Source organism: Stutzerimonas sp. CXK-1 (assembly GCF_057738225.1).
The window spans coordinates 1,494,230-1,516,366 of sequence record NZ_CM173217.1 but is presented as its reverse complement, the minus strand read 5'-3'; the positions used below and the strand labels follow the sequence as shown (position 1 = coordinate 1,516,366).

The 22,137-nt window shown below is 63.3% G+C and carries 25 protein-coding genes; 3 read left to right on the top strand and 22 right to left on the bottom strand.

The window, feature by feature from the left end; genetic code table 11:
* Nucleotides 1–12: 12 nt before the first annotated feature.
* Both AC0KXH_RS07205 and AC0KXH_RS07200 read right to left on the bottom strand, forming a co-directional pair.
* Nucleotides 13–852 carry an IclR family transcriptional regulator gene (locus AC0KXH_RS07205; protein WP_041106067.1) on the bottom strand — a complete coding sequence of 280 codons (840 nt, stop codon included), beginning with the start codon at nucleotides 850–852 and terminating at the stop codon, nucleotides 13–15.
* A 58-nt stretch (nucleotides 853–910) separates the two neighbouring features.
* Complete coding sequence (locus AC0KXH_RS07200) at nucleotides 911–1,312, bottom strand: MerR family transcriptional regulator (RefSeq protein WP_041106068.1); 402 nt, start codon at nucleotides 1,310–1,312, stop codon at nucleotides 911–913.
* 63 nt (nucleotides 1,313–1,375) lie between these two features.
* On the opposite strand from AC0KXH_RS07200, the gene AC0KXH_RS07195 reads away from it, so the two are divergent.
* Nucleotides 1,376–2,011, top strand: coding sequence for a cation efflux transmembrane domain-containing protein (locus AC0KXH_RS07195; protein ID WP_488224412.1), 636 nt, complete (start codon nucleotides 1,376–1,378; stop codon nucleotides 2,009–2,011).
* Between the two features lie 28 nt (nucleotides 2,012–2,039).
* Here AC0KXH_RS07195 and AC0KXH_RS07190 read toward each other — a convergent pair whose 3' ends face one another.
* The 17 genes from AC0KXH_RS07190 to AC0KXH_RS07110 form a co-directional block, all read right to left on the bottom strand.
* Nucleotides 2,040–2,177, bottom strand: coding sequence for a hypothetical protein (locus AC0KXH_RS07190; RefSeq protein ID WP_488224411.1), 138 nt, complete (start codon nucleotides 2,175–2,177; stop codon nucleotides 2,040–2,042).
* A gap of 94 nt (nucleotides 2,178–2,271) precedes the next feature.
* Nucleotides 2,272–2,415 (bottom strand): hypothetical protein, encoded by a 144-nt coding sequence (locus AC0KXH_RS07185; protein WP_167650308.1) that lies wholly within the window; start codon nucleotides 2,413–2,415, stop codon nucleotides 2,272–2,274.
* A gap of 79 nt (nucleotides 2,416–2,494) precedes the next feature.
* Nucleotides 2,495–3,328 (bottom strand): CAP domain-containing protein, encoded by an 834-nt coding sequence (locus tag AC0KXH_RS07180; RefSeq protein WP_488224410.1) that lies wholly within the window; start codon nucleotides 3,326–3,328, stop codon nucleotides 2,495–2,497.
* Between the two features lie 116 nt (nucleotides 3,329–3,444).
* The gene (locus AC0KXH_RS07175; RefSeq protein ID WP_043219419.1) at nucleotides 3,445–4,830 is read right to left on the bottom strand and encodes an amino acid permease; all 1,386 of its coding nucleotides are present in this window, start codon (nucleotides 4,828–4,830) and stop codon (nucleotides 3,445–3,447) included.
* 215 nt (nucleotides 4,831–5,045) lie between these two features.
* Nucleotides 5,046–5,840 carry a TatD family hydrolase gene (locus AC0KXH_RS07170; RefSeq protein WP_041106074.1) on the bottom strand — a complete coding sequence of 265 codons (795 nt, stop codon included), beginning with the start codon at nucleotides 5,838–5,840 and terminating at the stop codon, nucleotides 5,046–5,048.
* Nucleotides 5,841–5,902: 62 nt separating this feature from the next.
* Nucleotides 5,903–6,259 (bottom strand): PilZ domain-containing protein, encoded by a 357-nt coding sequence (locus tag AC0KXH_RS07165; RefSeq protein WP_041106075.1) that lies wholly within the window; start codon nucleotides 6,257–6,259, stop codon nucleotides 5,903–5,905.
* Between the two features lie 32 nt (nucleotides 6,260–6,291).
* Nucleotides 6,292–7,278, bottom strand: a complete 987-nt coding sequence (locus AC0KXH_RS07160; RefSeq protein WP_041106076.1) for a DNA polymerase III subunit delta' — start codon at nucleotides 7,276–7,278, stop codon at nucleotides 6,292–6,294.
* Nucleotides 7,271–7,903, bottom strand: coding sequence for a dTMP kinase (tmk, locus tag AC0KXH_RS07155; RefSeq protein WP_488224409.1), 633 nt, complete (start codon nucleotides 7,901–7,903; stop codon nucleotides 7,271–7,273). Before tmk ends, AC0KXH_RS07160 begins: the two co-directional genes overlap by 8 nt.
* Complete coding sequence (mltG, locus tag AC0KXH_RS07150; RefSeq protein ID WP_488224408.1) at nucleotides 7,900–8,967, bottom strand: endolytic transglycosylase MltG; 1,068 nt, start codon at nucleotides 8,965–8,967, stop codon at nucleotides 7,900–7,902. The genes tmk and mltG overlap by 4 nt, the downstream gene beginning before the upstream one ends.
* Nucleotides 8,964–9,782 carry an aminodeoxychorismate lyase gene (gene pabC, locus AC0KXH_RS07145; protein WP_488224595.1) on the bottom strand — a complete coding sequence of 273 codons (819 nt, stop codon included), beginning with the start codon at nucleotides 9,780–9,782 and terminating at the stop codon, nucleotides 8,964–8,966. Before pabC ends, mltG begins: the two co-directional genes overlap by 4 nt.
* 2 nt (nucleotides 9,783–9,784) lie before the next feature.
* Nucleotides 9,785–11,029: a beta-ketoacyl-ACP synthase II gene (gene fabF, locus AC0KXH_RS07140; RefSeq protein ID WP_043219408.1), complete on the bottom strand. Its 1,245-nt coding sequence runs from the start codon at nucleotides 11,027–11,029 to the stop codon at nucleotides 9,785–9,787.
* 165 nt (nucleotides 11,030–11,194) lie between these two features.
* Nucleotides 11,195–11,431, bottom strand: a complete 237-nt coding sequence (acpP, locus tag AC0KXH_RS07135) for an acyl carrier protein (RefSeq protein WP_003283670.1) — start codon at nucleotides 11,429–11,431, stop codon at nucleotides 11,195–11,197.
* Nucleotides 11,432–11,620: 189 nt separating this feature from the next.
* On the bottom strand, nucleotides 11,621–12,364 hold the full coding sequence (fabG, locus tag AC0KXH_RS07130; RefSeq protein ID WP_041106083.1) for a 3-oxoacyl-ACP reductase FabG: 744 nt from the start codon (nucleotides 12,362–12,364) through the stop codon (nucleotides 11,621–11,623).
* Nucleotides 12,365–12,379: 15 nt separating this feature from the next.
* Nucleotides 12,380–13,318 carry an ACP S-malonyltransferase gene (gene fabD, locus AC0KXH_RS07125; protein ID WP_488224407.1) on the bottom strand — a complete coding sequence of 313 codons (939 nt, stop codon included), beginning with the start codon at nucleotides 13,316–13,318 and terminating at the stop codon, nucleotides 12,380–12,382.
* 54 nt (nucleotides 13,319–13,372) lie between these two features.
* Nucleotides 13,373–14,440 (bottom strand): phosphate acyltransferase PlsX, encoded by a 1,068-nt coding sequence (gene plsX / locus AC0KXH_RS07120; protein WP_488224406.1) that lies wholly within the window; start codon nucleotides 14,438–14,440, stop codon nucleotides 13,373–13,375.
* 1 nt (nucleotide 14,441) lies between these two features.
* On the bottom strand, nucleotides 14,442–14,624 hold the full coding sequence (gene rpmF, locus AC0KXH_RS07115; protein WP_041106089.1) for a 50S ribosomal protein L32: 183 nt from the start codon (nucleotides 14,622–14,624) through the stop codon (nucleotides 14,442–14,444).
* A gap of 13 nt (nucleotides 14,625–14,637) precedes the next feature.
* The gene (locus AC0KXH_RS07110; RefSeq protein ID WP_076342770.1) at nucleotides 14,638–15,165 is read right to left on the bottom strand and encodes a YceD family protein; all 528 of its coding nucleotides are present in this window, start codon (nucleotides 15,163–15,165) and stop codon (nucleotides 14,638–14,640) included.
* Nucleotides 15,166–15,284: 119 nt separating this feature from the next.
* Between AC0KXH_RS07110 and AC0KXH_RS07105 the strand changes: the two genes are divergently transcribed.
* On the top strand, nucleotides 15,285–15,863 hold the full coding sequence (locus AC0KXH_RS07105; protein WP_488224405.1) for a Maf family protein: 579 nt from the start codon (nucleotides 15,285–15,287) through the stop codon (nucleotides 15,861–15,863).
* A gap of 8 nt (nucleotides 15,864–15,871) precedes the next feature.
* Here AC0KXH_RS07105 and AC0KXH_RS07100 read toward each other — a convergent pair whose 3' ends face one another.
* From AC0KXH_RS07100 to rluC, 3 genes are read right to left on the bottom strand one after another with little or no spacing between them, the layout of a single operon-like run.
* Nucleotides 15,872–16,858: a S49 family peptidase gene (locus AC0KXH_RS07100; RefSeq protein WP_488224404.1), complete on the bottom strand. Its 987-nt coding sequence runs from the start codon at nucleotides 16,856–16,858 to the stop codon at nucleotides 15,872–15,874.
* A 9-nt stretch (nucleotides 16,859–16,867) separates the two neighbouring features.
* Nucleotides 16,868–17,530: an HAD-IA family hydrolase gene (locus AC0KXH_RS07095; protein ID WP_488224594.1), complete on the bottom strand. Its 663-nt coding sequence runs from the start codon at nucleotides 17,528–17,530 to the stop codon at nucleotides 16,868–16,870.
* Nucleotides 17,526–18,479 carry a 23S rRNA pseudouridine(955/2504/2580) synthase RluC gene (gene rluC, locus AC0KXH_RS07090; RefSeq protein WP_061338476.1) on the bottom strand — a complete coding sequence of 318 codons (954 nt, stop codon included), beginning with the start codon at nucleotides 18,477–18,479 and terminating at the stop codon, nucleotides 17,526–17,528. Before rluC ends, AC0KXH_RS07095 begins: the two co-directional genes overlap by 5 nt.
* A gap of 545 nt (nucleotides 18,480–19,024) precedes the next feature.
* Between rluC and rne the strand changes: the two genes are divergently transcribed.
* On the top strand, nucleotides 19,025–22,084 hold the full coding sequence (gene rne, locus AC0KXH_RS07085) for a ribonuclease E (protein ID WP_488224403.1): 3,060 nt from the start codon (nucleotides 19,025–19,027) through the stop codon (nucleotides 22,082–22,084).
* Nucleotides 22,085–22,137: the final 53 nt, after the last annotated feature.

Genomic DNA, 22,137 nt, shown 5'->3' with positions numbered 1-22,137 from the left:
GTTTTGCGCAAATCAGTGGAACAGGCGGGTGCTAAGCTCTTCGCTCGCCTGCAAGAGCACCGGCAAAAACCGCGTTTCCAGCTCCTTGCGCGACACCCGGCTGACGTGGGTTCCGACATTCAGCGCGGCGAGTACCTGGCCGGCCGAATCGTGCAGCGGCACCGCCAGCGAGCGCAGCCCGGTCTCGAGCTCCTGATCGACGATCACCCAGCCCTGGCGGCGGATTTCAGCGATGTTCTCGCGCAGCGCCTCGGGCGTGTGCAGGGTGCGGCTGGTCTTGATCTGAAGATCGGCCCGCGCCAAGTAGTCTTCCAATGCCGCATCGCTCAGGCCGGCCAACAGGACCCGCCCCATCGAAGTGCAATAGGCCGGCAGCCGGCTGCCCACCGACAGATCCACCGAAATCAGCCGCTGCGGCGTGGCCGAACGTGCCAGATAGAGCACCTCGTCACCCTCGAGCGTGGCCATCGAGCAGGCCTCGTGCAGCTGATCGCTGAGGCGATCCAGGATCGGCTGGGCCGTCACCGCCAAGGGCGTCGAAGACAGGTAGGCATGGCCGAGGGTGAGGACCTTGGGCAGCAGGGACCAGGTTCGACCGTCCGTGGCCACGTAACCCAGTTTCATCAGCGTGAGCAGGCAGCGCCGTACGGCGGCGCGGGGAATTTCGGTGCGGTGGCTGATCTGCGCGATGGTCAGTTGCCGCTTGCGCTCCTGGAACGCATGGATCACCGCCAGGCCACGGGCCAGCGAGGTCATGAAGTCGGGATCGCCGGTGAACGCCTCGATTCGCCGGGCCGGCGAGGCGATGATCGGACGAGCCAGGGGTGGATTGCTTGGTGTGTGCTCGCTCATGTGAAGCTCCCTGCTGAAGTCGACCGATTATCGAACCAGTGTTCGATCAACGTATAGCTCAGTTTTGCCCCGGCGCACTCAACGCCTCGACGATGCGGCACTCGCGCACGGAACTCCGGTGACAGCCGGCCAGCTGCGCCAGCTCGGCCTCCAACCGCTGCAGGTCGGCGATACGCTGGCGGACTTCAGCGAGGTGATGCTGCACCAGCCGGTCGACTTCGGCACAGGGTTGGCTGGGGTTCTCCGCCAGCCCGGCCAAGGTGCGGATTTCTTCCAGCGAAAAACCCAGCTCGCGGCCACGCTTGATGAAACGCAGGCGGCCAATGGCTTCATCGGGGTAGCTGCGATAGCCGGATCCGGTACGCGCCGCCGGTGCAAGCAGGCCTATGCGCTCGTAATAACGGATGGTCTCGACGTTCACCCCGGTGTGCTGGCTCAGCTTTCCAATCGTCAATGGCATGGCTTGACCCTGTAGCGGCTACAGGGTTTAGCGTAACTCCGGTCAGTAATCTGGAGCCACCACATGAGCGGATGTTCGTGCAGTCATAGCAACACCAGCGGCGCAACGAGCGCCCGCTATCGGCGCATCCTGTGGGTCGCCCTGGCGATCAACCTGGGCATGTTTCTCGTCGAGATCGGCGCGGGCCTGCATGCCGGCTCGGTGTCGTTGCTTTCCGACTCGCTGGACTTCTTCGGCGATGCGGCCAACTACGGCGTCAGCCTCTGGGTACTGGGCCTGGGCGTGGCGATGCGCGCCAAGGCCTCGTTGGCCAAGGCAGTGACCATGGGCAGTTTCGGGGTGTTCATTCTGAGCATGGCGGTCGCCAACTTCGTCGACGGCAGCGTGCCGGATGCCCCCACCATGGGCGTGGTGGGCGTCATCGCACTGCTGGCCAACCTGCTGGTCGCCACCCTGCTCTATGCCTATCGCGAGGGCGACAGCAACATGCGCAGCGTCTGGCTGTGCAGCCGCAACGACGCGCTGGGCAACCTCGCAGTGATGCTCGCGGCGCTGGGTGTGTTCGGTACGGGTTCCGGCTGGCCGGACCTGATCGTCGCCGCCCTGATGGCCCTGCTCTCGATCAGTGCTGCCGTGCAGATCATCCGCCATGCGCGGCAAGAGCTGCGCGCTCAGCCCGTCACGCTTGGCCAGGGCTGAGCGGCACGACGCGTTGCCCGCCGGCTGCCTAGAGCCCTCGCGCCGGGTCGAGCGCGAGCAGCGCGAAACCACAGAGGATGCCGACCAGGGCGATCAGCCAGCCGATACGGTGCGCACGGTTCTTCTGTGCCTGCCGGACCGGGTCCAGCGGTTTTTTCTTTCTCATCGTCCACCTGCTCTGTCACGCCCGCGCGACCTCGCGCGGGCGGCAAGCATGCCCGGTCGCGCCTGCCGGGGGAAGCCCGTGCAGCGCGAGGCCGTCAGCCCAGCGGGCTTTCGCCAGGGCTGTCAGGCACATCAGGCTTGTCTTCGTCGGCGTTTTCCGCTGAATCGGGTACGTCGCCGTATTCGTCGTAGTCCTTTGGCGTCAGGCCATCTTCGAGCGGGTGCTTTGGATCGGTCATGTGCTTCTCCCGGCGGCGGCCGCGACGTGCGGCCCTGGACGTTGGAGCCCGGCCAGGCGCACCGGTTCGGGCCGCCGGATCATGGGGCGCCGAACAGGCCCGTCCAGTAGATGTTCGCGTCGCTTTGCGGATCAACCGCATAGGCGCCACCGAAATCGCGGAACTGCGGGTTCATCAGGTTGGCGCAATGGCCGGGGCTGGCCAGCCAGCCATCGACCACCTTGCGTGCATCGCCCTGCCCGGCCGCGATGTTTTCCCCTACCTGGCGCCCCTCATAGCCGGCCAGTTCGGCGCGATCGCCGGGCGTGCGGCCGTCCTGGCCCAGGTGGCTGAAGAAATTGTCATTGGCCATCGCCCGGCTATGGCCGCCGGCCGCCTCGGCCAAACTGCCGTTCCAGGCGAGCGCCGACGTCGGGGCAAAGCGCTGGTCGCCACACTGGCGCGCGCTGGAGCGGGCCTGGTTGAGAAGTTCGAGCATCTTGCGCCCTTCGGCTGCGGAATCACCCAGATGCCCATCGAGCAGCGGGCGCGCCAGGGTGATGCGCCAGTCGCGCTGAAGCCGACTCACGCCGATATCGACGAACTGCGGGTCGAGCAGGACCTTGCAGAAGCTCTCACGCAGCGCACGCATGGCCGATTGGGCGTCGCGCGGGCCCGACAGGCTGATCGCCTGGACATTGACCATGGGGTAGCCCGCGCGCCCGAGCAGCTCCTGCAGGTCGCCCGGCGCCTCAACCGGCAGCGCCAGCCGGGTGTCCTCGCTCAGCGGCGGGAGTTCCTCGCTGGAGCGTTCGCCACAGCGTTGCGGTTCGCTGCGGTAGAGGTTGATCGACTCGATCAGCTGTTTCGCTTCATCGGCGCCGGCCTGGCTGATCCAGCCGGCCAGCAGAACAAGGACCCAGAAGACACGCATGCGGACTCTCCGACAGGGATGGCGCATCGGCCATCCTGTCGGCGGCCGATGCGAGGCAGAGCGCCATCCTGCGATACGCCGGCCGGCTTGTCACCTGTCCGCCAGGCGCCCGCGCTTCAGGCCGCGCGCACCTGGCGCACGCGGAATACCATCCAGAGCAGGAGCACCCAGAACGGGATCGCATAGACCGACATGCGGATGCCGGGAATCCACAGCATGATGACCAGAATGGCGGCGACGAAAGCCAGGCACAGGTAGTTGCTCAGCGGATACCAGAAGGCCTTGAAGCTTGGCTCCACGCCGCGTTGTTGCATGGCCTTGCGGAATTTCAGATGGGCCAGGCTGATCATTGCCCAGTTGATCACCAATGCCGCGACCACGAGGGACATCAGCAGCTCCAGGGCATTCTGCGGCACCAGGTAGTTGACCAGCACGCAGGCGAGGGTCACCAGTGCCGACACTCCGATGGCCAGCACCGGTACGCCGCGGCGGTTGACCTTGAGCAGCGCACGCGGCGCATCGCCCTGCTCCGCCAGACCGTAGAGCATGCGGCTGTTGCAGTAGACGCCACTGTTGTAGACCGAAAGAGCGGCCGTCAGCACCACGAAGTTCAGCAGATGCGCTGCAGTGTCGCTGCCGATCAGCGAGAAGATCTGCACGAAGGGGCTGCCGCTGTAGGGGTCGGCGGCCGAGCCGAGGGTTTCCAGCAGGCTGTCCCAGGGATAGAGCGCCAGCAGCACCGTCAGCGCACCGATGTAGAAGATCAGGATGCGGTAGACGACCTGATTGATCGCCTTGGGAATGACCGTCTTCGGATCGGCGGCTTCCGCCGCGGTGATCCCCACCAATTCCAGACCGCCAAACGAGAACATGATGATCGCCAGCGCCATCACCAGGCCTTCGATGCCGTTGGGAAAGAACCCGCCGTGGCTCCAGAGGTTGGTGATGCTGGCCTGCTCGCCGCCCTGGCCGCTGAAGAGCAGGAACAGGCCGAGCAGGATCATGCCGATGATCGCCACCACCTTGACGATGGCGAACCAGAACTCGGCTTCGCCGAAGGCCTTGACGTTGGTGAGATTGATCAGGTTGATCAGCACGAAGAACGCAGCCGCCGTGACCCAGGTCGGGATCTCGGGCCACCAGAACTGTACGTACTTGCCGACGGCCGTCAGCTCGGCCATGCCGACCAGCACATAGAGCACCCAGTAGTTCCAGCCTGACAGGAAGCCGGCGAACGGCCCCCAGTACTGATGGGCGAAGTGGCTGAAGGAACCGGCAACCGGCTCCTCGACGATCATTTCGCCCAGCTGGCGCATGATCAGAAAGGCAATCAGGCCGCCGATCGCGTAGCCGAGGATCATCGACGGTCCGGCGCTGCGCAGCACGCCGGCGGAGCCGAGGAAAAGCCCGGTGCCGATGGCTCCGCCCAGCGCGATGAGCTGGATATGCCGGTTCTTCAGCCCGCGCTGAAGCGGGCCGGCGTGTAGGGTGTCGCGGTTCATGGACGTCACCTTGCGTTATCCGTGACGGGAAGACATCGCCGCGCCAGTGCGGCGGCGGAGAAATGACAGGGGCTTGCGGCCGATGCCGTGCGAGCCTGGACCCGGCCAGGCGAAGCGGCGGCATTGTACGTCATCACCCGCCGCGCAGGTAAAACGCCAGCTGCGACCCAGCCGCCCGGTTTTCCGCGGGTGCAGGCCCAGTCGCCTGGCCGGCGTCAGTGCCGCGGCGGCTCGAGACGCGCCAACGGAAACAGACGCTTGAAATTCTGTGTCGTCTGCCCGGCGAACGCCTCGAAATCCTCGCCGCGCAGCTCAGCCAGAAAGCGCGCGACCTCGTAGACATACTGCGGCAGGTTGGCCTTGCCACGGTGCGGCACCGGCGCCAGATAAGGCGAGTCGGTTTCCACCAGCAGGCGGTCGGCAGGCACCCGGCGCGCCACCTCGCGCAACGCATCGGCATTGCGAAAGGTCACGATGCCCGACAGCGAAATGTAGAACCCGAGATCGAGCGCCGCATGCGCCATGTCCCAATCCTCGGTGAAACAGTGCAGCACGCCGGCCTGGGGCAAGGCGGCTTCGCGCAGCAATTCCAAGGTATCGGCGCGCGCTTCCCGGGTGTGCACGATGACCGGCTTGCCGGTCCGGCGCGCTGCCTCGAGATGCAGGCGAAAGGCTTCGCGCTGGCGTGGCGCAGCATCCGGTTCGTAGTGATAGTCCAGCCCGGTCTCGCCGATCGCCACCACACGCGGGTGCGCCAGTTCGGCGAGCAGCCAGTCGAGCGCCGGCTGTTGGTCGGCTTGCAGATCCAGCGGGTGAATACCTACGGAGCAGTCGACATCAGCGTAGCGCTCGGCGATCGCCTTGACCGCGGCGGCATTGTCGGCGCTGACGCCGATACAGAGAAAATGCCCGACGCCACGGTCGCGCGCCGCCTGCAGGGCGGCATCGAGCGAGCCGTCATGCTGCGCCAGGTCGAGTCTATCGAGGTGGCAATGGGAATCTACGAGCATTGAAACACCGCTGTTCGACGAAAAGCGGCGATTGTAAGGCAGGCGGCGCCAATGGCGAGCCTCTACATGGTGTGGGTCGGACGATCGGATTTGAGTGCGCCGGCCAGGTAGGTCTCTATCTTGTTGCGCGCGGTGGCGTCACCCTCGTTGAACTGCACACCGATGCCAGCGGCCCGGTTGCCCTGCGCGCCCTTCGGCGTGATCCATACAACCTTCCCGGCGACCGGAATCTTCTCCGGCTCGTCCATCAGGTTGAGCAGCATGAACACTTCGTCACCGAGCTTGTAGCTCTTGTTGGTGGGGATGAACAGGCCGCCATGCTTGATGAACGGCATGTAGGCGGCATAAAGCACCGACTTGTCCTTGATCGTCAGCGAGAGGATTCCATTTCGCGGGCCAAGATTGGCAGGCAGGCTCATGCGGTGCTCCCTTGCAGCGTTGACGGTCGATTCTATCTGCTGCCCGGCAGGCTTGCCCACTGGACCAGCAGTGCTTCGAGAAGCAAGACACGGTTGAGGTTGGCCTTGCCGAGCACCTTCTGGCGCTGTTCGAGCAGCCAGCTTTGCATGCCGAGCACGGCCGGGCGCGACGACTTGCCGGCCAGATACTGCAACACCTTCTGCATATCGGCCGCGCCCAGCGCCGCTTCATCGCCGGTCATCTGATAACGCAGCAACAGGTGCGCCCACTCGCAGAACCAGTCGAACAGCAGCGGCAGCGGCACGGCGTTCCAGCTTTCGGCCAACTGGCTCGGCGCCTGTTGCTGCTTGAGCAACTTCTTCACGCCTTCGACGATCAGGGCGCGCTGCTCCAGCGCACCCTGCGCATGCAGCCGCGCGGCCCTGAGCGGAGAATGGCCCGCCAGGGCGAGCAGATCCTGGCGGACCTCCGGCGACAGGTCGGGGAGCCGCGCAGCGAGCCACTCGAGGCTCTCTTGCGTACTCGGCAGCGGGCAGGCCTGTTGCACGCAACGGCTCTTGATGGTCGGCAACAGCCGGCTGGGCTGGTGGCTGATCAGCAGCAGCACGGTGTCGCCGGAGGGCTCTTCCAGACTCTTGAGCAGCGCATTGGCCGCATTCAGGTTCATCGCCTCGGCCGGTTCGAGCAGCACCACCTTGCGCCCGCCGAGCTGCGCGGTCTGCGTGACGAAGCCAACCAGTTCGCGGACCTGGTCGACCCGAATGGCCTTGTCGGCCTCCTCGGGCTCGAGCACGAAATGATCCGGATGCGTCTGTGCCGCCAGCAGCTGGCAGCTCTTGCAGCGCCCGCAGGCATCTCCGGCGTGCGCTGCCTGGCAGAGCAACCGCGCCATCAGGCGCTCGGCGAAAAGCCGCTTGCCGATGCCGGCCGGCCCATGCAGCAAGTAGGCATGGGCGTGGTGCTCGCGGCTGGCCAGCTGCTGCCAGACCCGCTCCTGCCAGGGCAGCGCCTCAGCCATGGATACGCTCCAGAAGCTGCGGCAGCAGCCCGGCGATCCTCTGCTGCACCGCATCGAGCGGCTGTGCGGCATCGAGCACGCGATACCGTTCGGGAGACTGAGCGGCGCGCTGCAGGTAGGTACTGCGCACCGCCTCGAAAAACTCCAGGCGTTCCTGCTCGAAGCGATCCAGGCGGCCCCGTGCAGCGGCACGCGCCAGCCCGTCCTCGACCGGCAGGTCGAACACCAGGGTGAGATCGGGACGCAGCGCGCCTTGTACGAAGTCTTCCAGCAATGCGATCCGTTCGGCCGGCACCCCGCGACCGCCGCCCTGATAGGCGTAGGTCGCGTCGGTGAAGCGATCACAGAGCACCACTGCGCCGCGTGTCAGGGCTGGGCGCACGACCTGCTGCAGATGCTGGGCGCGGGCCGCGAAGACCAGCAGCAGCTCGGTATCGCTGGCCATCGGCTCGTCCGCCGGTGCCAGCAGCAGTTCGCGGATGCGTTCGGCCAGCGGAGTGCCACCCGGTTCGCGGGTCAGCACCACGTCTACGCCGTGCTCGCGGAGCAACGCCGCCAGGTAGTCGCGGTTGGTGCTCTTGCCGGCGCCTTCCGGGCCCTCGAGGGTGATGAAAAGGCCGCTCATTGGGCTTCTCCGCTGGCTGCCGGAGCCGGTTTCGGAGCCGGGCTGGATCGATAATCGGCGCGACGGTTCAGCTGGTACTGGCGCACCGCACGGTTGTGCTCGTTCAAGGTTTCGCTGAACACGTGGCTACCATCACCGCGCGCCACGAAATAGAGCGTCTTGCCGGGTGCCGGATGCAAGGCGGCATGAATGGCCTCGCGACCGACCATCGCGATCGGCGTGGGCGGCAGACCTGAAGTGGTGTAGGTGTTATAGGGCGTGGGGGTGCGCAGGTCCTTGCGTGTGATGCGACCGCGATAGCTGTCGCCCATGCCGTAGATCACGGTGGGGTCGGTCTGCAGCAGCATGCCGCGCTCCAGTCGGCGCACGAACACACCGGCTATCTCGCCGCGCTCGTGTGGCACGCCGGTTTCCTTCTCGATGATCGAAGCCATCACCAGCGCCTGGTAGGCATCCTTGTAGGGAAGGCCCTCGGCGCGCTGCTCCCATTCTTCCTGCAACACACTCTCCAGGCGCGCCGCAGCACGCTTGAGCAGGTCCAGATCGCTGGTACCGCGGGTGTAGTTGTAGGTATCGGGAAAGAACTGTCCCTCGGGATGCAGATCGGGCTTGCCGAGTCTGGCCATGATCTCGCGCTCGTCCAAGCCCGCGAGCGACTGCTCCAGCTTCGTTTGCGCCCGCAATGCGGCCAGCAGCTGGCGGAAATTCCAGCCCTCGACGAGCGTAAGGCTGTATTGCACCACCTCCCCTTTGCGCCACAGCATGAGCATGTCCCGCACGCTCATGCCCGGCGTCAGCTGGTATTCGCCGCTGTGCAGGGTCTGGCCGGACAGATTGAGCCGCCAGTAAATTCGCAACCAGAAGGCGTCGCCCAGGAGCCCTTCGTTTTCCAGCTGTAGAAACAGCCCGCCCGGCGTATCGCCAGGCTGCACCTCGAGCAAAACGGCTTCATCCAGCGCGAGCGGTTGCTCCAGCGCGGCATGCTGCTTCCACAGTGCAAAACCGAGCACAAGTCCGGCCAGCACAGCCATGCCCAGGAGAGAAAGAGAAATCTTGCGTATCACGTGCCACTCGTTGATTCAGCGAGAACGGCCTGCAGTTTACGAGTCACCGCTCCGGGCGACCAGCGACGCGCATCGAGCGAATGAACTGGCCAGATACCGTAGAGGCTGTTGCACATAAACACTTCGTCAGCCGCGAGCAGTTCCTCATAGTCGAGGTCGCGAATCTCCGGCGGAAGGCCAAGTGCAGGAGCGGCATGCTCGATAATGTGCGCGCGCATCACGCCGGCGACGCCGCAGCGCGACAGATCAGCCGTGAGCAGGCGCCCCTCGCAAACCAGAAACAGATTGCTGAAAACCCCTTCGATGACCCTGCCGCCCAGGTCGCGCATCAAGCCTTCGGCGTATGCAGGATCGGTCCATTCGGCCCTGGCCATTACCTGTTCGAGACGGTTCAGATGTTTCAGACCGGCGAGCAGCGGCTGCTCTGCCAGGCGGGTCGCGCAGGGGTACAGGCCGATGCCGTCCTGCGCATAATGCGCGGGATAGCCAGGCGATGCCGAACCCAGCAGGATCCGCGTCGGCTCCGCCCCGGCGTTCGGCGCGTAACCGCGCTCACCAATGCCGCGGGTAACGATCAGCTTGGCGACACCCTCGCCAAGCTCGGCCGCGAACAGGCGAACCTCCAGCGCCAACCGATCCAGATCACAAGGGATACGCAGGCGCCCCACCCCGTGCTCCAGACGTTGCAGATGGCGCTCGAACAGCTTCGGCTGCCCGGCCTGGACACGTATGGTCTCGAAAAGCCCGTCACCATAGGCCAGGCCTCTGTCGCGAACGGGCACCCCCTCGGCGGGCTGCCCGTTCACCCGGCACAGGCTCACTCGGAGAACCGGCGGAACACCAGCGAGCCGTTGGTGCCGCCAAAACCAAAGGAGTTGGACACGGCAACATCGATCGGCATCGGTTTGGCCTGATGCGGCACGAAATCCAGGTCACAGCCTTCGTCTGGGTTTTCCAGGTTGATCGTCGGCGGAGCCACCTGGTCGCGAATCGCCAGAATGCTGAAGATCGACTCGACCGCGCCCGCAGCACCGAGCAAATGACCGACCATCGACTTGGTCGAGCTGACCGACAGGCGATAGGCGTGTTCCCCGAAGACGCTGCGAATCGCGGCGGCCTCAGCCATGTCGCCAGCGGGCGTCGAGGTGCCATGAGCGTTGATGTATTGCACCTGATCGGCGTTGATTCCGGCGTCTTTCAACGCGCTGCGCATGCAGCGTGCGGCGCCGGCACCGTCGTCCGGCGGCGAGGTCATGTGAAACGCATCGGCACTCATGCCGAAACCGATGACCTCGGCGTAGATCGTCGCACCGCGCGCCTTGGCATGCTCGAGTTCCTCGAGGACCAATGCACCGGCACCGTCGGAGAGCACGAAGCCATCCCGATCACGGTCCCACGGGCGACTGGCTGCGGCCGGATCGTCGTTGCGCGTGGACAGAGCTCGTGCCGCTGCAAAACCGCCGATACCCAGGCCACAGGCAGCCATTTCCGAGCCACCGGCTACCATGACATCTGCCTCACCGTACGCGATGTTCCGCGCCGCCATGCCGATGCAGTGCGTACCGGTGGTGCAAGCCGTGGCAATGGCGTAGTTCGGTCCCTGCAGACCCAGATGAATTGACAGGAAGCCGGACACCATATTGATGATGGATCCGGGCACGAAGAACGGCGAAATCCGTCGCGGCCCCTGATCGATGAGCGCACGGCAGCTGTTCTCGATGTTCGTCAGCCCACCAATGCCCGAGCCCATGGCCACGCCAACGCGCTCTCGATTGGCATCGGTGATTTCCAAACCGGAATCACGGACCGCCTGAAAGCTGGCTGCCAGGCCGTACTGGATGAACAGATCGAGTTTGCGCGCCTCTTTGGCAGGCAAGTACTGCTCAACCTCGAAGCCTTTGATCGAACCACCGAAACGGGTGGAATAGGCGGACAAGTCCGTGTGTTCGATCAGGCCGATACCGCTGCGACCGGCCAGGATGCCCTGCCAGGTGCTCGGCACATCGTTACCCAGCGGCGAAACCATGCCCATACCGGTAACCACGACGCGTCTACGCGACACAGCAAACTCTCCTATACCTGGATTACTCGGAGCCCGGCGAACACTGCGCCGGGGCGCTATCCCGGCCGCAGAACTCGGCCCGTTATCGATAGCCCATCAAAGAAAAACCGCACTACCTCATGCAAGGCAGTGCGGCTTTCCTTTCGTTCGAAACCGGATTACAACTTACTGCGCGTGCGCGTTGATGTAATCGATGGCTTCTTGAACGGTGGTGATCTTTTCTGCTTGCTCGTCCGGAATTTCGGTTTCGAATTCCTCTTCCAGAGCCATTACCAGCTCGACGGTGTCAAGAGAATCGGCACCCAGGTCTTCGACGAAGGAAGCGCTGTTGGTAACTTCCTCTTCTTTGACGCCAAGTTGCTCAGCAACGATCTTCTTGACGCGTTCTTCGATGGTGCTCATACCTTGTTTTCACTCCTATGGAAAAATCAGGCAGCTGGTCTGCGCGGTAGTGTATAGAAAGCGTTTTCCGCATTTCAAGCTGGAAGCAGGCAAGCATGGCCCGGCTTCCAACCTATGTCTATAAATTTGCCGTGATCGCTAGCGAACAAAGACAGCCGTGAGACTGTCGCATCCCGCGTGGCGTCACACTCAACTCATGTACATGCCGCCATTCACCGGCACCGTAGCGCCGGTCACATAGGCAGCGCCATCCGAAGCGAGGAAGGCGACTACCTTGGCGATCTCTTCCGCCTGACCGAGACGGCCCAACGGAATCTGCCCCAGCAGGGCATCGCGCTGAGCCTCCGGCAGCTCACGCGTCATGTCGGTATCGATAAAGCCGGGCGCCACAGAGTTCACGGTGATGCCTCGCGAACCGACTTCGCGCGCCAGCGCTCGGCCGAAGCCCTCCAGGCCAGCCTTGGCGGCGGCGTAGTTTACCTGCCCGGCGTTACCCATGGCACCAACCACCGAGCCGATATTGATGATCCGCCCCCAACGAGCCTTGGTCATGCCCTTGAGCACGGCCTTGGTCAGGCGATACAGGCTGTTGAGGTTGGTATTGATCACGTCGTGCCACTCGTCGTCCTTCATGCGCAGCATGAGGTTGTCGCGAGTGATGCCGGCGTTGTTGACCAGGATGGCGGGCTGCCCCAGATGCTGCTGGATATGCTCGAGCGTCGAGCGCACCGACTCATCATCACCTACATCCAACACCAGGCCGGCACCTTCGATGCCATTGCTCTTCAGGGTTTCGGCAATGCGCTCTGCCCCTGCCGGAGAGGTCGCCGTGCCAATGACGATTGCGCCCTGACGCCCCAGCTCCAATGCGATGGCCTGACCGATTCCGCGTGTAGCGCCGGTGACCAGGGCAACCTTACCTTGCAGACTCATTGTGTTTCTCCTTGGTTACGCCAGCGCCTGTCGAGCTGCGGCGAAAGATTCGGGGGTGTCCAGATTGTAGGCGGTGACGCCCTTGACACAGCGCTTGTTGAGCCCCGACAGCACCTTGCCCGGGCCACATTCGACGACGTCAGTCACGCCACGATCCGCCAACACCACCATCGACTCTACCCAGCGAACCGGACTGTAGAGCTGAGCGAGCAGATCGGTTTTCAGGGTTTCGAGATCGGCAACGACCGCCGCGCTGACGTTCTGTACCAGCGGGATCTGCGGAGCCTGCCAGGCCAGCGCAGCCACCGACTTGGCAAAGCGTTCGGCGGCAGGACGCATCAGCTCGCAGTGCGAGGGCACGCTGACCGGCAATGCCATGGCTCGCTTGGCGCCGCGCGCCTTGCACGCCTCGATCGCCCGCTCTACCGCAGCAGCGCTGCCAGCAATCACGACCTGGCCCGGGGCATTGAAATTCACCGCGCTGACCACCTCACCCTGCGCGGCTTCGGCGCAGGCCGCCAGCACGTCGGCGTCTTCCAATCCGAGGATGGCGGCCATACCGCCCTGTCCGGCCGGGACTGCCTGCTGCATCAGCTGACCACGCAACTCGACGAGCTTGACCGCATCGGCAAAGCCCAGACTGCCCGCTGCGACCAGCGCTGAGTACTCGCCCAGACTATGACCGGCAACGAATGCCGGGCGCGGACCGTCTTCGGCAAGCCACAGACGCCACAGCGCGACCGAAGCGGTCAGGATAGCCGGCTGGGTCTTGTCGGTCTGATTGAGCTGCGCCTCTGGCCCCTGCTGCGTCAGAGCCCAAAGATCATAGCCAAGGACAGTCGATGCTTCGGCAAAGGTATCGCGGATAACGGCCTGCTGGCTGCCAAGTTCCGACAGCATGCCCAGCGACTGGGAGCCTTGCCCCGGAAAGACGAAAGCGAGTGATGCAGTCATGAGCGACTCTCTTGTGGTTCCGAATGAATGCGCCTGCATGCAGACACAGCGATTTCAGTTGGATGACGTACCGCCGGAAGCAGTCACATCACCGCCCGCGGTCGTATGGGGGCGCATCAGCTGATCGAGGCGTGTGCGCAGAAGCCCCGGCAAATCGTGCTCGATATCCAGCGCCGCGCGACGGATCGCCGCCTTGAACCCCTCTTCCCCTGCCGAGCCATGGCTTTTGACAACCACGCCCTGTACACCGAGAAAGCTCGCTCCGTTGTATCTGGCAGGACGGAAATCATCACGCAGCCGACGCAGCAAAGGCAGCGCCAGCGCTCCGACCAGGCGTCCGCGCCAGGACGAGGTGAACAACCCCTGCACACGCGCCATGACCATCTCGGCCAGCCCTTCGCTGGATTTGAGCACGACATTGCCGACAAAGCCGTCACAGACCGCCACATCCGCCTCGCCACGATAAAGCCCATCACCTTCGATGAACCCTCGGTAGTTAAGACTTTCCCCAGCCTGCTGAAGCAACTGAGCAGCGGCCTTGACCTGCTGATTGCCTTTGACGTCTTCGATCCCGACGTTCAGTAAGGCGACACGTGGATTATCGACACCCAGCGACTGTGCCGCGGCTGCACCCATGACTGCGAACTGGTAAAGCTGCTCGGGCTCGCAGTCCACGTTCGCCCCAAGGTCAAGCAGCAAGCAGGCGCCTCGTGAAGTCGGCAACAGAGTCGCCATGGCGGGCCGGTCGATACCGGGCAGCGTCTTCAGCACCTGACGAGCCAGCGCCATGAGTGCTCCGGTATTACCCGCACTGACCAATGCATGGGCCTGACCGTCGCGCAACAACTCGAGGGCGACACGCATCGATGATTGCGGCTTGCTGCGTAGCGCTTGGGAGGGGCGCTCATCCATGCCAATGACCTGATCGGCAGCCACGACACGCAGCCGCGACCGATCGACCGAGCCAGATCGTGCGATGAGTTCTTCTATAACGGAGGGTTGGCCAACAAGGGCCAGGTGCAACGCAGGGTCTTCAGCCAGACAGGAGATGCTGGCCGGAACAATGCAGCGGGGACCGATGTCCCCGCCCATTGCATCGATCGCGATGATCGGAGCGGACAAGTTACTCGTCAGCGCCCTTGTCGATCACTTTGCGACCGCGGTAGAAACCATCCGGGGAAACGTGGTGGCGCAGGTGTACTTCACCAGTGCTCTTTTCCACGGACAGGGCGTTCGCCTCGAGCGCGTCGTGCGAACGGCGCATGTCACGGGCGGAACGGGATTTTTTGTTCTGCTGAACAGCCATTTTGGATCAACTCCTAAACGTTTGGGTCACGCTTTAACTGCGCCAGAACGCTGAACGGGTTGGACCGCGTCACCTCGTCCTCTGTCGACTCAGGCTCATCGAGCCCAGCCGGCGGCTGGCAAATTTCAGGGTCATGGAGTGGAACAATCGGCAGAGCAAGCAAAAGCTCGTCCTCGATCAGCGCCAGCAGATCCAGCGGATCCTCTCCCACTTCCAGCACGTCATACTCCCTGGGAAGGTGGTCACTGCTCGCGCCTTCGTTCACAACGGCATAAGTGCACTCACTGTGAACAGGCAGAACAACCGGCCCCAGACAACGCTGGCATATCATTTTGACGTCAACGTCCAGCTCGCTGCGGATGATCAGGGCGCGCTGCTCATCACGTCCGAAATGGAGACGAACATGGGCGAGGCCTTCATCATCCTCCAGAGCATCGGCGAGCCGCTTCAGCTGAGACAGCTGCAAGTCTCCATCGAGCGTTGCGTCTCGATCGGCCAACTTGCGCGGATCAACGTGCGGAGGTATCGGTCCTTTCAACATAAGCGCGGCATTCTAGGGTCGCGCCCCGGAGCTGTCAAAGGAATTCCATCCCCACCGACCGAGCGCATGCAGTCGCGACCGCGCTCGTATATATAAGGAGGAAAAACCCAGGAGAAACCATGCAACCCCTACTGCTTGCCTCAAGCTCACGATACAGACGCGAACTGCTTGAACGACTCGGATTGCCCTTTCAATGCTGCGCGCCCGATATCGACGAAACTCCAGCACCCGAGGAACCCGCCGAACAACTGGTTCGCCGCCTGGCGCGCGAGAAAGCCATGGCTCTGGCCGACACGCACCCGAACCACTTGATCATCGGTGCCGACCAGGTCGCCGTACTTGGCAATCGGATTCTCGGCAAGCCGGGCAATCACGCCGAAGCCTTCAGGCAGCTTTCCGCAGCGAGCGGCGCATCGGTTCGCTTCCTCACCGGCATTGCCCTGCTCGACGCGGCGACCGGAACACTGCAGCTGGACTGCGTCCCGTTCACCGTTCACTTCAAGCAGCTGAGCGACGCGCAGATCGACCGCTACCTGCGCGCAGACACGCCATACGACTGTGCCGGCAGCTTCAAAGCCGAAGGACTTGGCGTCAGCCTGTTTCGATCGACCGAGGGCCCGGATGCAACAAGCCTGATTGGCTTACCGCTGATCCGTCTGGTCGACATGCTCAACGCCGCCGGCTTCGAGATACCCTGAGCGTCGAATCAGCGCAGCGCAGACCCCTGCAGCCCCATCCACATTGCAAGCTCCTGCGCAACGCCGGCACCCAGCTTCTTGGTAAAGCGATCGAGCGGCGACTCCTTGACCGTAAAGTCAGCGAGTTCCGGTTCGCCAATGATTTCGCGGGCGACGTAGGAGGTGCTACCCAAGCCATCGACCAGGCCGAGCTCAAGCGCCTGCTCGCCGGACCAGACCAGACCGGAAAACAGCTCGGGGTGCTCGCTGTCGCGCAGCCGATCACCACGCCCCTTCTTCACACTGTCGATGAACTGACGATGCGTGGTCGCCAAAACTTCGCGCCAGAACTGCGTCTCTTCCTGCTTCTGCGGCTGGAATGGATCAAGAAAGGCCTTGTGCTCGCCCGCGGTGTAGACACGGCGCTCCACACCCAGACGCTGCATGGCATCAACAAAACCAAAGGTCGCTGCTGTCACTCCGATCGAGCCAACCAGGCTGGACTTGTCCGCATAGATCTCATCTGCGGCGCTGGCAATGTAATAAGCACCGGACGCGCCCAGATCAGCGATGACCGCGTAGAGCTTGATCGCCGGGTATTCGGCCCGCAACCGGCGAATCTCGTCATACACGTACCCCGACTGAACCGGGCTACCGCCTGGGCTGTTGATCCGCAAAATCACGCCCTTTGTGTTGGAGTCCTCGAATGCCGCGCGCAATGCGCCCACGATGTTATCGGCACTGGCCGATTCCTCATCGGCGATCATGCCGCGAACATTGATGACCGCCGTATGGCTCTCAGCGCGCGCACCATCACCGCCCATCTCCATGACCGGCGAGAAGATCAACAGCGCCCCGAACAGATAGACGAAGGTCAGCAGCTTGAAGAATATCCCCCAGCGTCGCGCTCGACGCTGCTCCTGAATACCTGCCAGCAAGGTCTTTTCCAGCAGTTTCCAGCTACTGCGATCATCCTTGCCGCTCACCTCGGAAGAGGCCTTCCACTCATCGGTCATACCGCCCTCTCAATCACACCGCGCCAGCCATTCATCCAGCTCGGAGAAATCATCAACGACCAGTCGCGGGCACCACTCTCGCAGCGCCGCTTCAGACTGAGCCCCGTAACTCACCGCCACGCTATCCACGCCTGCTCGTTGCGCCATCTGCATGTCAAACACCGAGTCGCCGACCATCAGCGCCTGCCCTGGCTGATGACCCGTGAAAGCCAGAATCTCGTGAAGCATCAGAGGATCGGGCTTGCCCGCCGTCTCGTCCGCACACCGCGTCACATCGAAGAAATCCAGCCAACCCTGCCCCGCCAGAACGCGATCAAGCCCACGCCGCCCCTTGCCGGTCGCCACAGCGAGCAGATGACCACGCTCGCGCAGCTGCGCCAACGTATCAGCGACACCCGGATAGAGAAGCGACGGCTCGGACTCGAGCGCCAGATAGTGATCACTGTAGGCAGCGCGAAAATGCTCGACGAGCCGCCCATCATCGATCACATGGGGATACAGGACGCAAAACGCTTCAGACAACGAAAGACCGATGATACCTCTGATCGCCTTGTCGCTTTGCGGCGCCAGATCGCACGCAGCCTCTGCGACGTGAATGGACTCGACGATCCGCGCGATGGAATCCACCAGCGTGCCATCCCAGTCAAAGATCAACAGCGGATAACGGTTAATCACCCAGCCGCTCCAAGGTCCTGCCCCATACTTCATCGACCGGCGCTTCGAGCGTCAGCTCGCCCCCTTCGGGCAATGGCACTCGCAGCGAGTAGGCATGCAGAAACAGCCGCTTGCCTCCCAGCTCGCGAATAACGCGACTGAATTCCTCATCACCATATTTATTGTCGCCAGCGATCGCGTGGCCGGCATGCCTCGCATGCACGCGGATCTGGTGAGTTCGCCCGGTAACCGGCTTGGCCTCGACCAGCGTAGCGAAATCACCGAAGCGCCTCACCACACGAAACAGGGTCAGCGCCTCCTTGCCATCGCCCGATACCTCGACCATGCGCTCACCCGAACGCAGCGTGTTTTTCTGCAGCGGCGCACTGATCTGCTTCTTGGACGCCTCCCAGCGACCGCGCACCAGCGCAAGGTAGCGCTTGTCGACGCCATCGCTGCGCAGCGCCTGATGCAAGTGCCGCAACATGCTGCGCTTCTTGGCGACCATCAATAGACCGGACGTATCACGGTCCAGGCGGTGCACAAGCTCCAGCTCGCGCACATCGGGACGCAACTGACGAAGCGCCTCGATGACGCCATAGCTCAGCCCACTCCCGCCATGCACGGCTATTCCGGCAGGCTTGTTGATTACAATCAGCGCCTTGTCTTCGTAAACGATGCAGGCCTCGAGCCGCTCCAGCAGCCCCTGAGCCAACGGCTCGGGCTCGTCTCGCTCGGCCAGCCGCAGCGGCGGGACGCGAACTACATCACCAGCCTGCAATTTGTACTCGGGCTTGATTCGCCCCTTGTTCACGCGAACCTCCCCCTTTCGCAAGATGCGATAGATGAGCGTCTTGGGAACACCGCGAAGCTGAGTACGTAGGAAATTATCGATGCGCTGGCCGGCAAGCTCCGGCGACACCTCGAGCAACTGCACGCCCGAGGTCTGAGAGGGGGTATTGGTCATCGCGGCATGATACCAATTTCGTCTATTTGAAGCACTCTGGCATTGCTGTTATAGTCGCGAACGCCGCCAAAAGCGGTCAGGCCGGAATGCAAGCGATACGCCATTCCGACTCGTTGAAAAAGGTTCGAGGACGTGAGGCCGTCCGACGGGGTTTCCTGAGTTGCAGGCAAACACCGAAATTAGCCTTGAAGACATGATGCGTGCCCTCAATGGGGAATCGCGAAATCGACAACCGCTCTGGATTCTGCGGGCGGCACCCGATTTTCAAAGTATGCGTGTTGGGTGGAGACGCACAGTAACCGATGGCGTAGCACAGGCTTGTTAGACGCTTAGTTTCGTCCGCTATCGGTAGCTGATTCCTCCTCCCCGCATTGCTTCTGTTCAGACAGCAAGCAGGAGACGTCGTCGCGACGCCGGCCTTTTCTGGCCCCACATCGCTAGACACTGGAGTGCCTTACAACCATTCCTGACGCACCTGACACCGACCGCGAGAGTCGTGTGTGCCGAACGCGGTTTCCGGATGCCACGGAAACCGACGGTACTACATGAAAAGAATGCTAATAAACGCAACTCAGCCTGAAGAGTTGCGTGTCGCACTGGTCGATGGCCAGCGCCTGTTCGACCTGGATATCGAATCCGGGGCCCGCGAGCAGAAAAAGGCCAATATCTACAAGGGTCGTATTACCCGCGTGGAGCCCAGCCTTGAGGCTGCCTTCGTCGATTTCGGCGCCGAGCGCCACGGTTTTCTGCCGCTCAAGGAAATCTCCCGCGAATACTTCTCCAAAACGCCAGAAGGCGGCCGGGTCAACATCAAGGAAGTTCTGAAGGAAGGCCAGGAAGTCATTGTCCAGGTCGAAAAGGAAGAGCGCGGCAACAAAGGTGCAGCGCTGACCACCTTTATCAGCCTGGCAGGCCGCTATCTGGTGCTGATGCCAAACAACCCGCGTGCTGGCGGTATCTCACGCCGTATCGAGGGTGAAGAACGCAACGAGTTGCGCGAAGCGCTGAACGGGCTCAACGTCCCGGCCGACATGGGCCTGATCGTCCGCACGGCCGGCCTCGGCCGCTCCAGCGAAGAACTGCAGTGGGACCTCGATTACCTGCTCCAACTGTGGAGCGCCATCAAGGAAGCCTCCCAGGACCGCGCCGCGCCGTTCCTCATCTACCAGGAATCGAACGTCATCATCCGCGCGATCCGCGACTACCTGCGCCAGGACATCGGCGAGGTACTGATCGATAGCGTCGAAGCACAGAACGAAGCACTCTCCTTCATCCAGCAGGTCATGCCGCAGTACGCGAGCAAGATCAAGCTGTACGAAGACAGCGTACCGCTGTTCAATCGCTTCCAGATCGAAAGCCAGATCGAAACCGCCTTCCAACGCGAAGTGAAACTGCCATCTGGCGGCTCCATCGTAATCGACCCGACCGAGGCGCTGGTTTCGATCGACATCAACTCGGCGCGCGCAACCAAAGGCGGCGACATTGAGGAAACCGCCTTGCAGACCAACCTGGAGGCGGCCGAAGAAATCGCTCGCCAACTGCGTCTGCGCGACATTGGCGGCCTGATCGTCATCGACTTCATCGACATGACACCGGCCAAGAATCAGCGCGCCGTCGAAGAGAAAGTGCGCGAAGCACTGGAAGCCGACCGCGCCCGTATCCAGGTCGGCCGTATTTCCCGCTTCGGCCTGCTGGAAATGTCGCGTCAACGTCTGCGGCCGTCGCTCGGCGAGACGAGCGGCATCGTATGCCCCCGCTGCAACGGCCAAGGAATCATCCGCGACGTAGAATCGCTTTCCCTCGCCATTCTGCGCCTGATCGAAGAAGAGGCTCTGAAGGATCGCACCGCCGAAGTCCGCGCGCGTGTGCCCTTCCAGGTAGCGGCTTTCCTGCTCAATGAAAAGCGCAACGCGATCACCAAGATCGAGCTGCGCACCCGAGCGCGCATCTTCATCCTGCCGGACGATCATCTCGAAACTCCGCACTTCGAAGTGCAGCGCCTGCGTGACGATAGCCCAGACATCATCGCCGGCAAGGCCAGCTACGAGATGGCTCAGACCGAGGCCGACGAGGTTCAGCCGATCAGCTCGACGCGCACACTGGTCCGCCAGGAGGCCGCCGTTAAAACCGCGCCTCAGCGTACCGCTCCGGCACCGACTCCGGCCGAACCCGTTGCCGAAACCCCGGCCGCGGCACCCGCACCGGCGACGCCAGAGCCCAGCCTGTTCAAAGGGCTGATCAAGTCGCTTGTTGGCCTTTTCGCCGGCAAGCAGGAGCCTGAGGTAGCTGCCGTCACCGAGCCGAAGCCCGCCACCAGCCGCCAACCGCGAAACGACGAGCGTCGCTCCGGCCGTCAGCAGAACCGTCGCCGCGATGGGCGCAATCGGGACGAAGACCGCAAGCCGCGCGAAGAACGCCAAGCGCGCGAAGAGCGTCAGCCTCGCGAAGAGCGTGCTCCTCGTGAAGAGCGTCAGCCTCGTCCACCGCGCGAGGAGCGCAAGCCCCGCGAGCAGGCCGAAGGCACAGAGTCCACTCAGCCACGGCGTGAGCGTGCGCCACGTGAAGAGCGTCAACCGCGTGAAGAGCGCAAGCGCGAGCTGCGTGCCCCGCTTGACGAAGCAGTATCGAGCGCCGTCGAGGAGCCGAGTGAACGTAAGCCAAGACCGCCCCGGGAGGAGCGTCGCCCGCGCAACGAGCCGGCAGCGAGCGAAGAGGAAGTGCTGAGCACTCAGGCGGAAGAGACTGCCGAGGAAACCCAGGAAGGTGCCGAGGGCGAGCGCCCGCGCCGCCGCTCGCGTGGTCAGCGTCGACGCAGCAACCGTCGCGAGCGCCAACGCGACGCCAACGGGAATGAAATCGAGGAAATCGACGAAAGCAACGCGCCGGTGAAAACCGAAGAGATCGCAGTCGCAGCCACCGCCGCTGCACTGGCCGCCAATTCAGCAGATACCGAGGCGGCCCAGCCGTCAGCGATCCCTGCCGAACAGCAGCCGGAAGCTGCAGCCGAAGCGGCAACGCTGGGTGCAGAGCCACAACCTGCACCGCAGGCCGAAGCCGAGCAGCCCGTTGCGCCAGTCGCCGAAATAGAAGCAGAAGTCGCCCCAGCCGTGCCGGTAGCAGAGCCGACCGAAGCACCGGCCACCGAACCGGCCACCGAAGCGGCTGCTGTCGAAGCGCCTGCCAGCGAGGTCATCGCACCCGTGCGGCCGGCTGGTCGCGCACCGAACGACCCACGCGAAGTTCGCCGCCGCCAGCGTGAAGCCGAACGCCTCGCACAGGAGGCAGCCAAGGCTGAGGCCGAAGCAGCTGCCCAGCCCGCGCCGGTCGAAGAGCAGGCTGCAGCCAGCCCGGAGATTGTGGTAACGCCGCCGGCCAGCCAGGAAAACAGGACGACCGAGGAGAACGAACGCGCGGAAGCCCTGACCGGTACGCCGGAAGCACCCGTGGTGCTGGCTGAGGACACCGCTCCAGCCGTTGAACCGAGTGAGTCCGAGGGCGGCGAAATGGCGCATCGACCTACCGACGAAGCGACCAAGCAGGACGAGGCTGAGCCCTCCTCCGCGCCGGAAGTTGAGCCGGAACAGGATGACAAGCCGAAGGCCTGACGCCTGGAAACCAGGGCACACGTTGTGTGCCCTGAAACGAAAGAGCCCCGGTA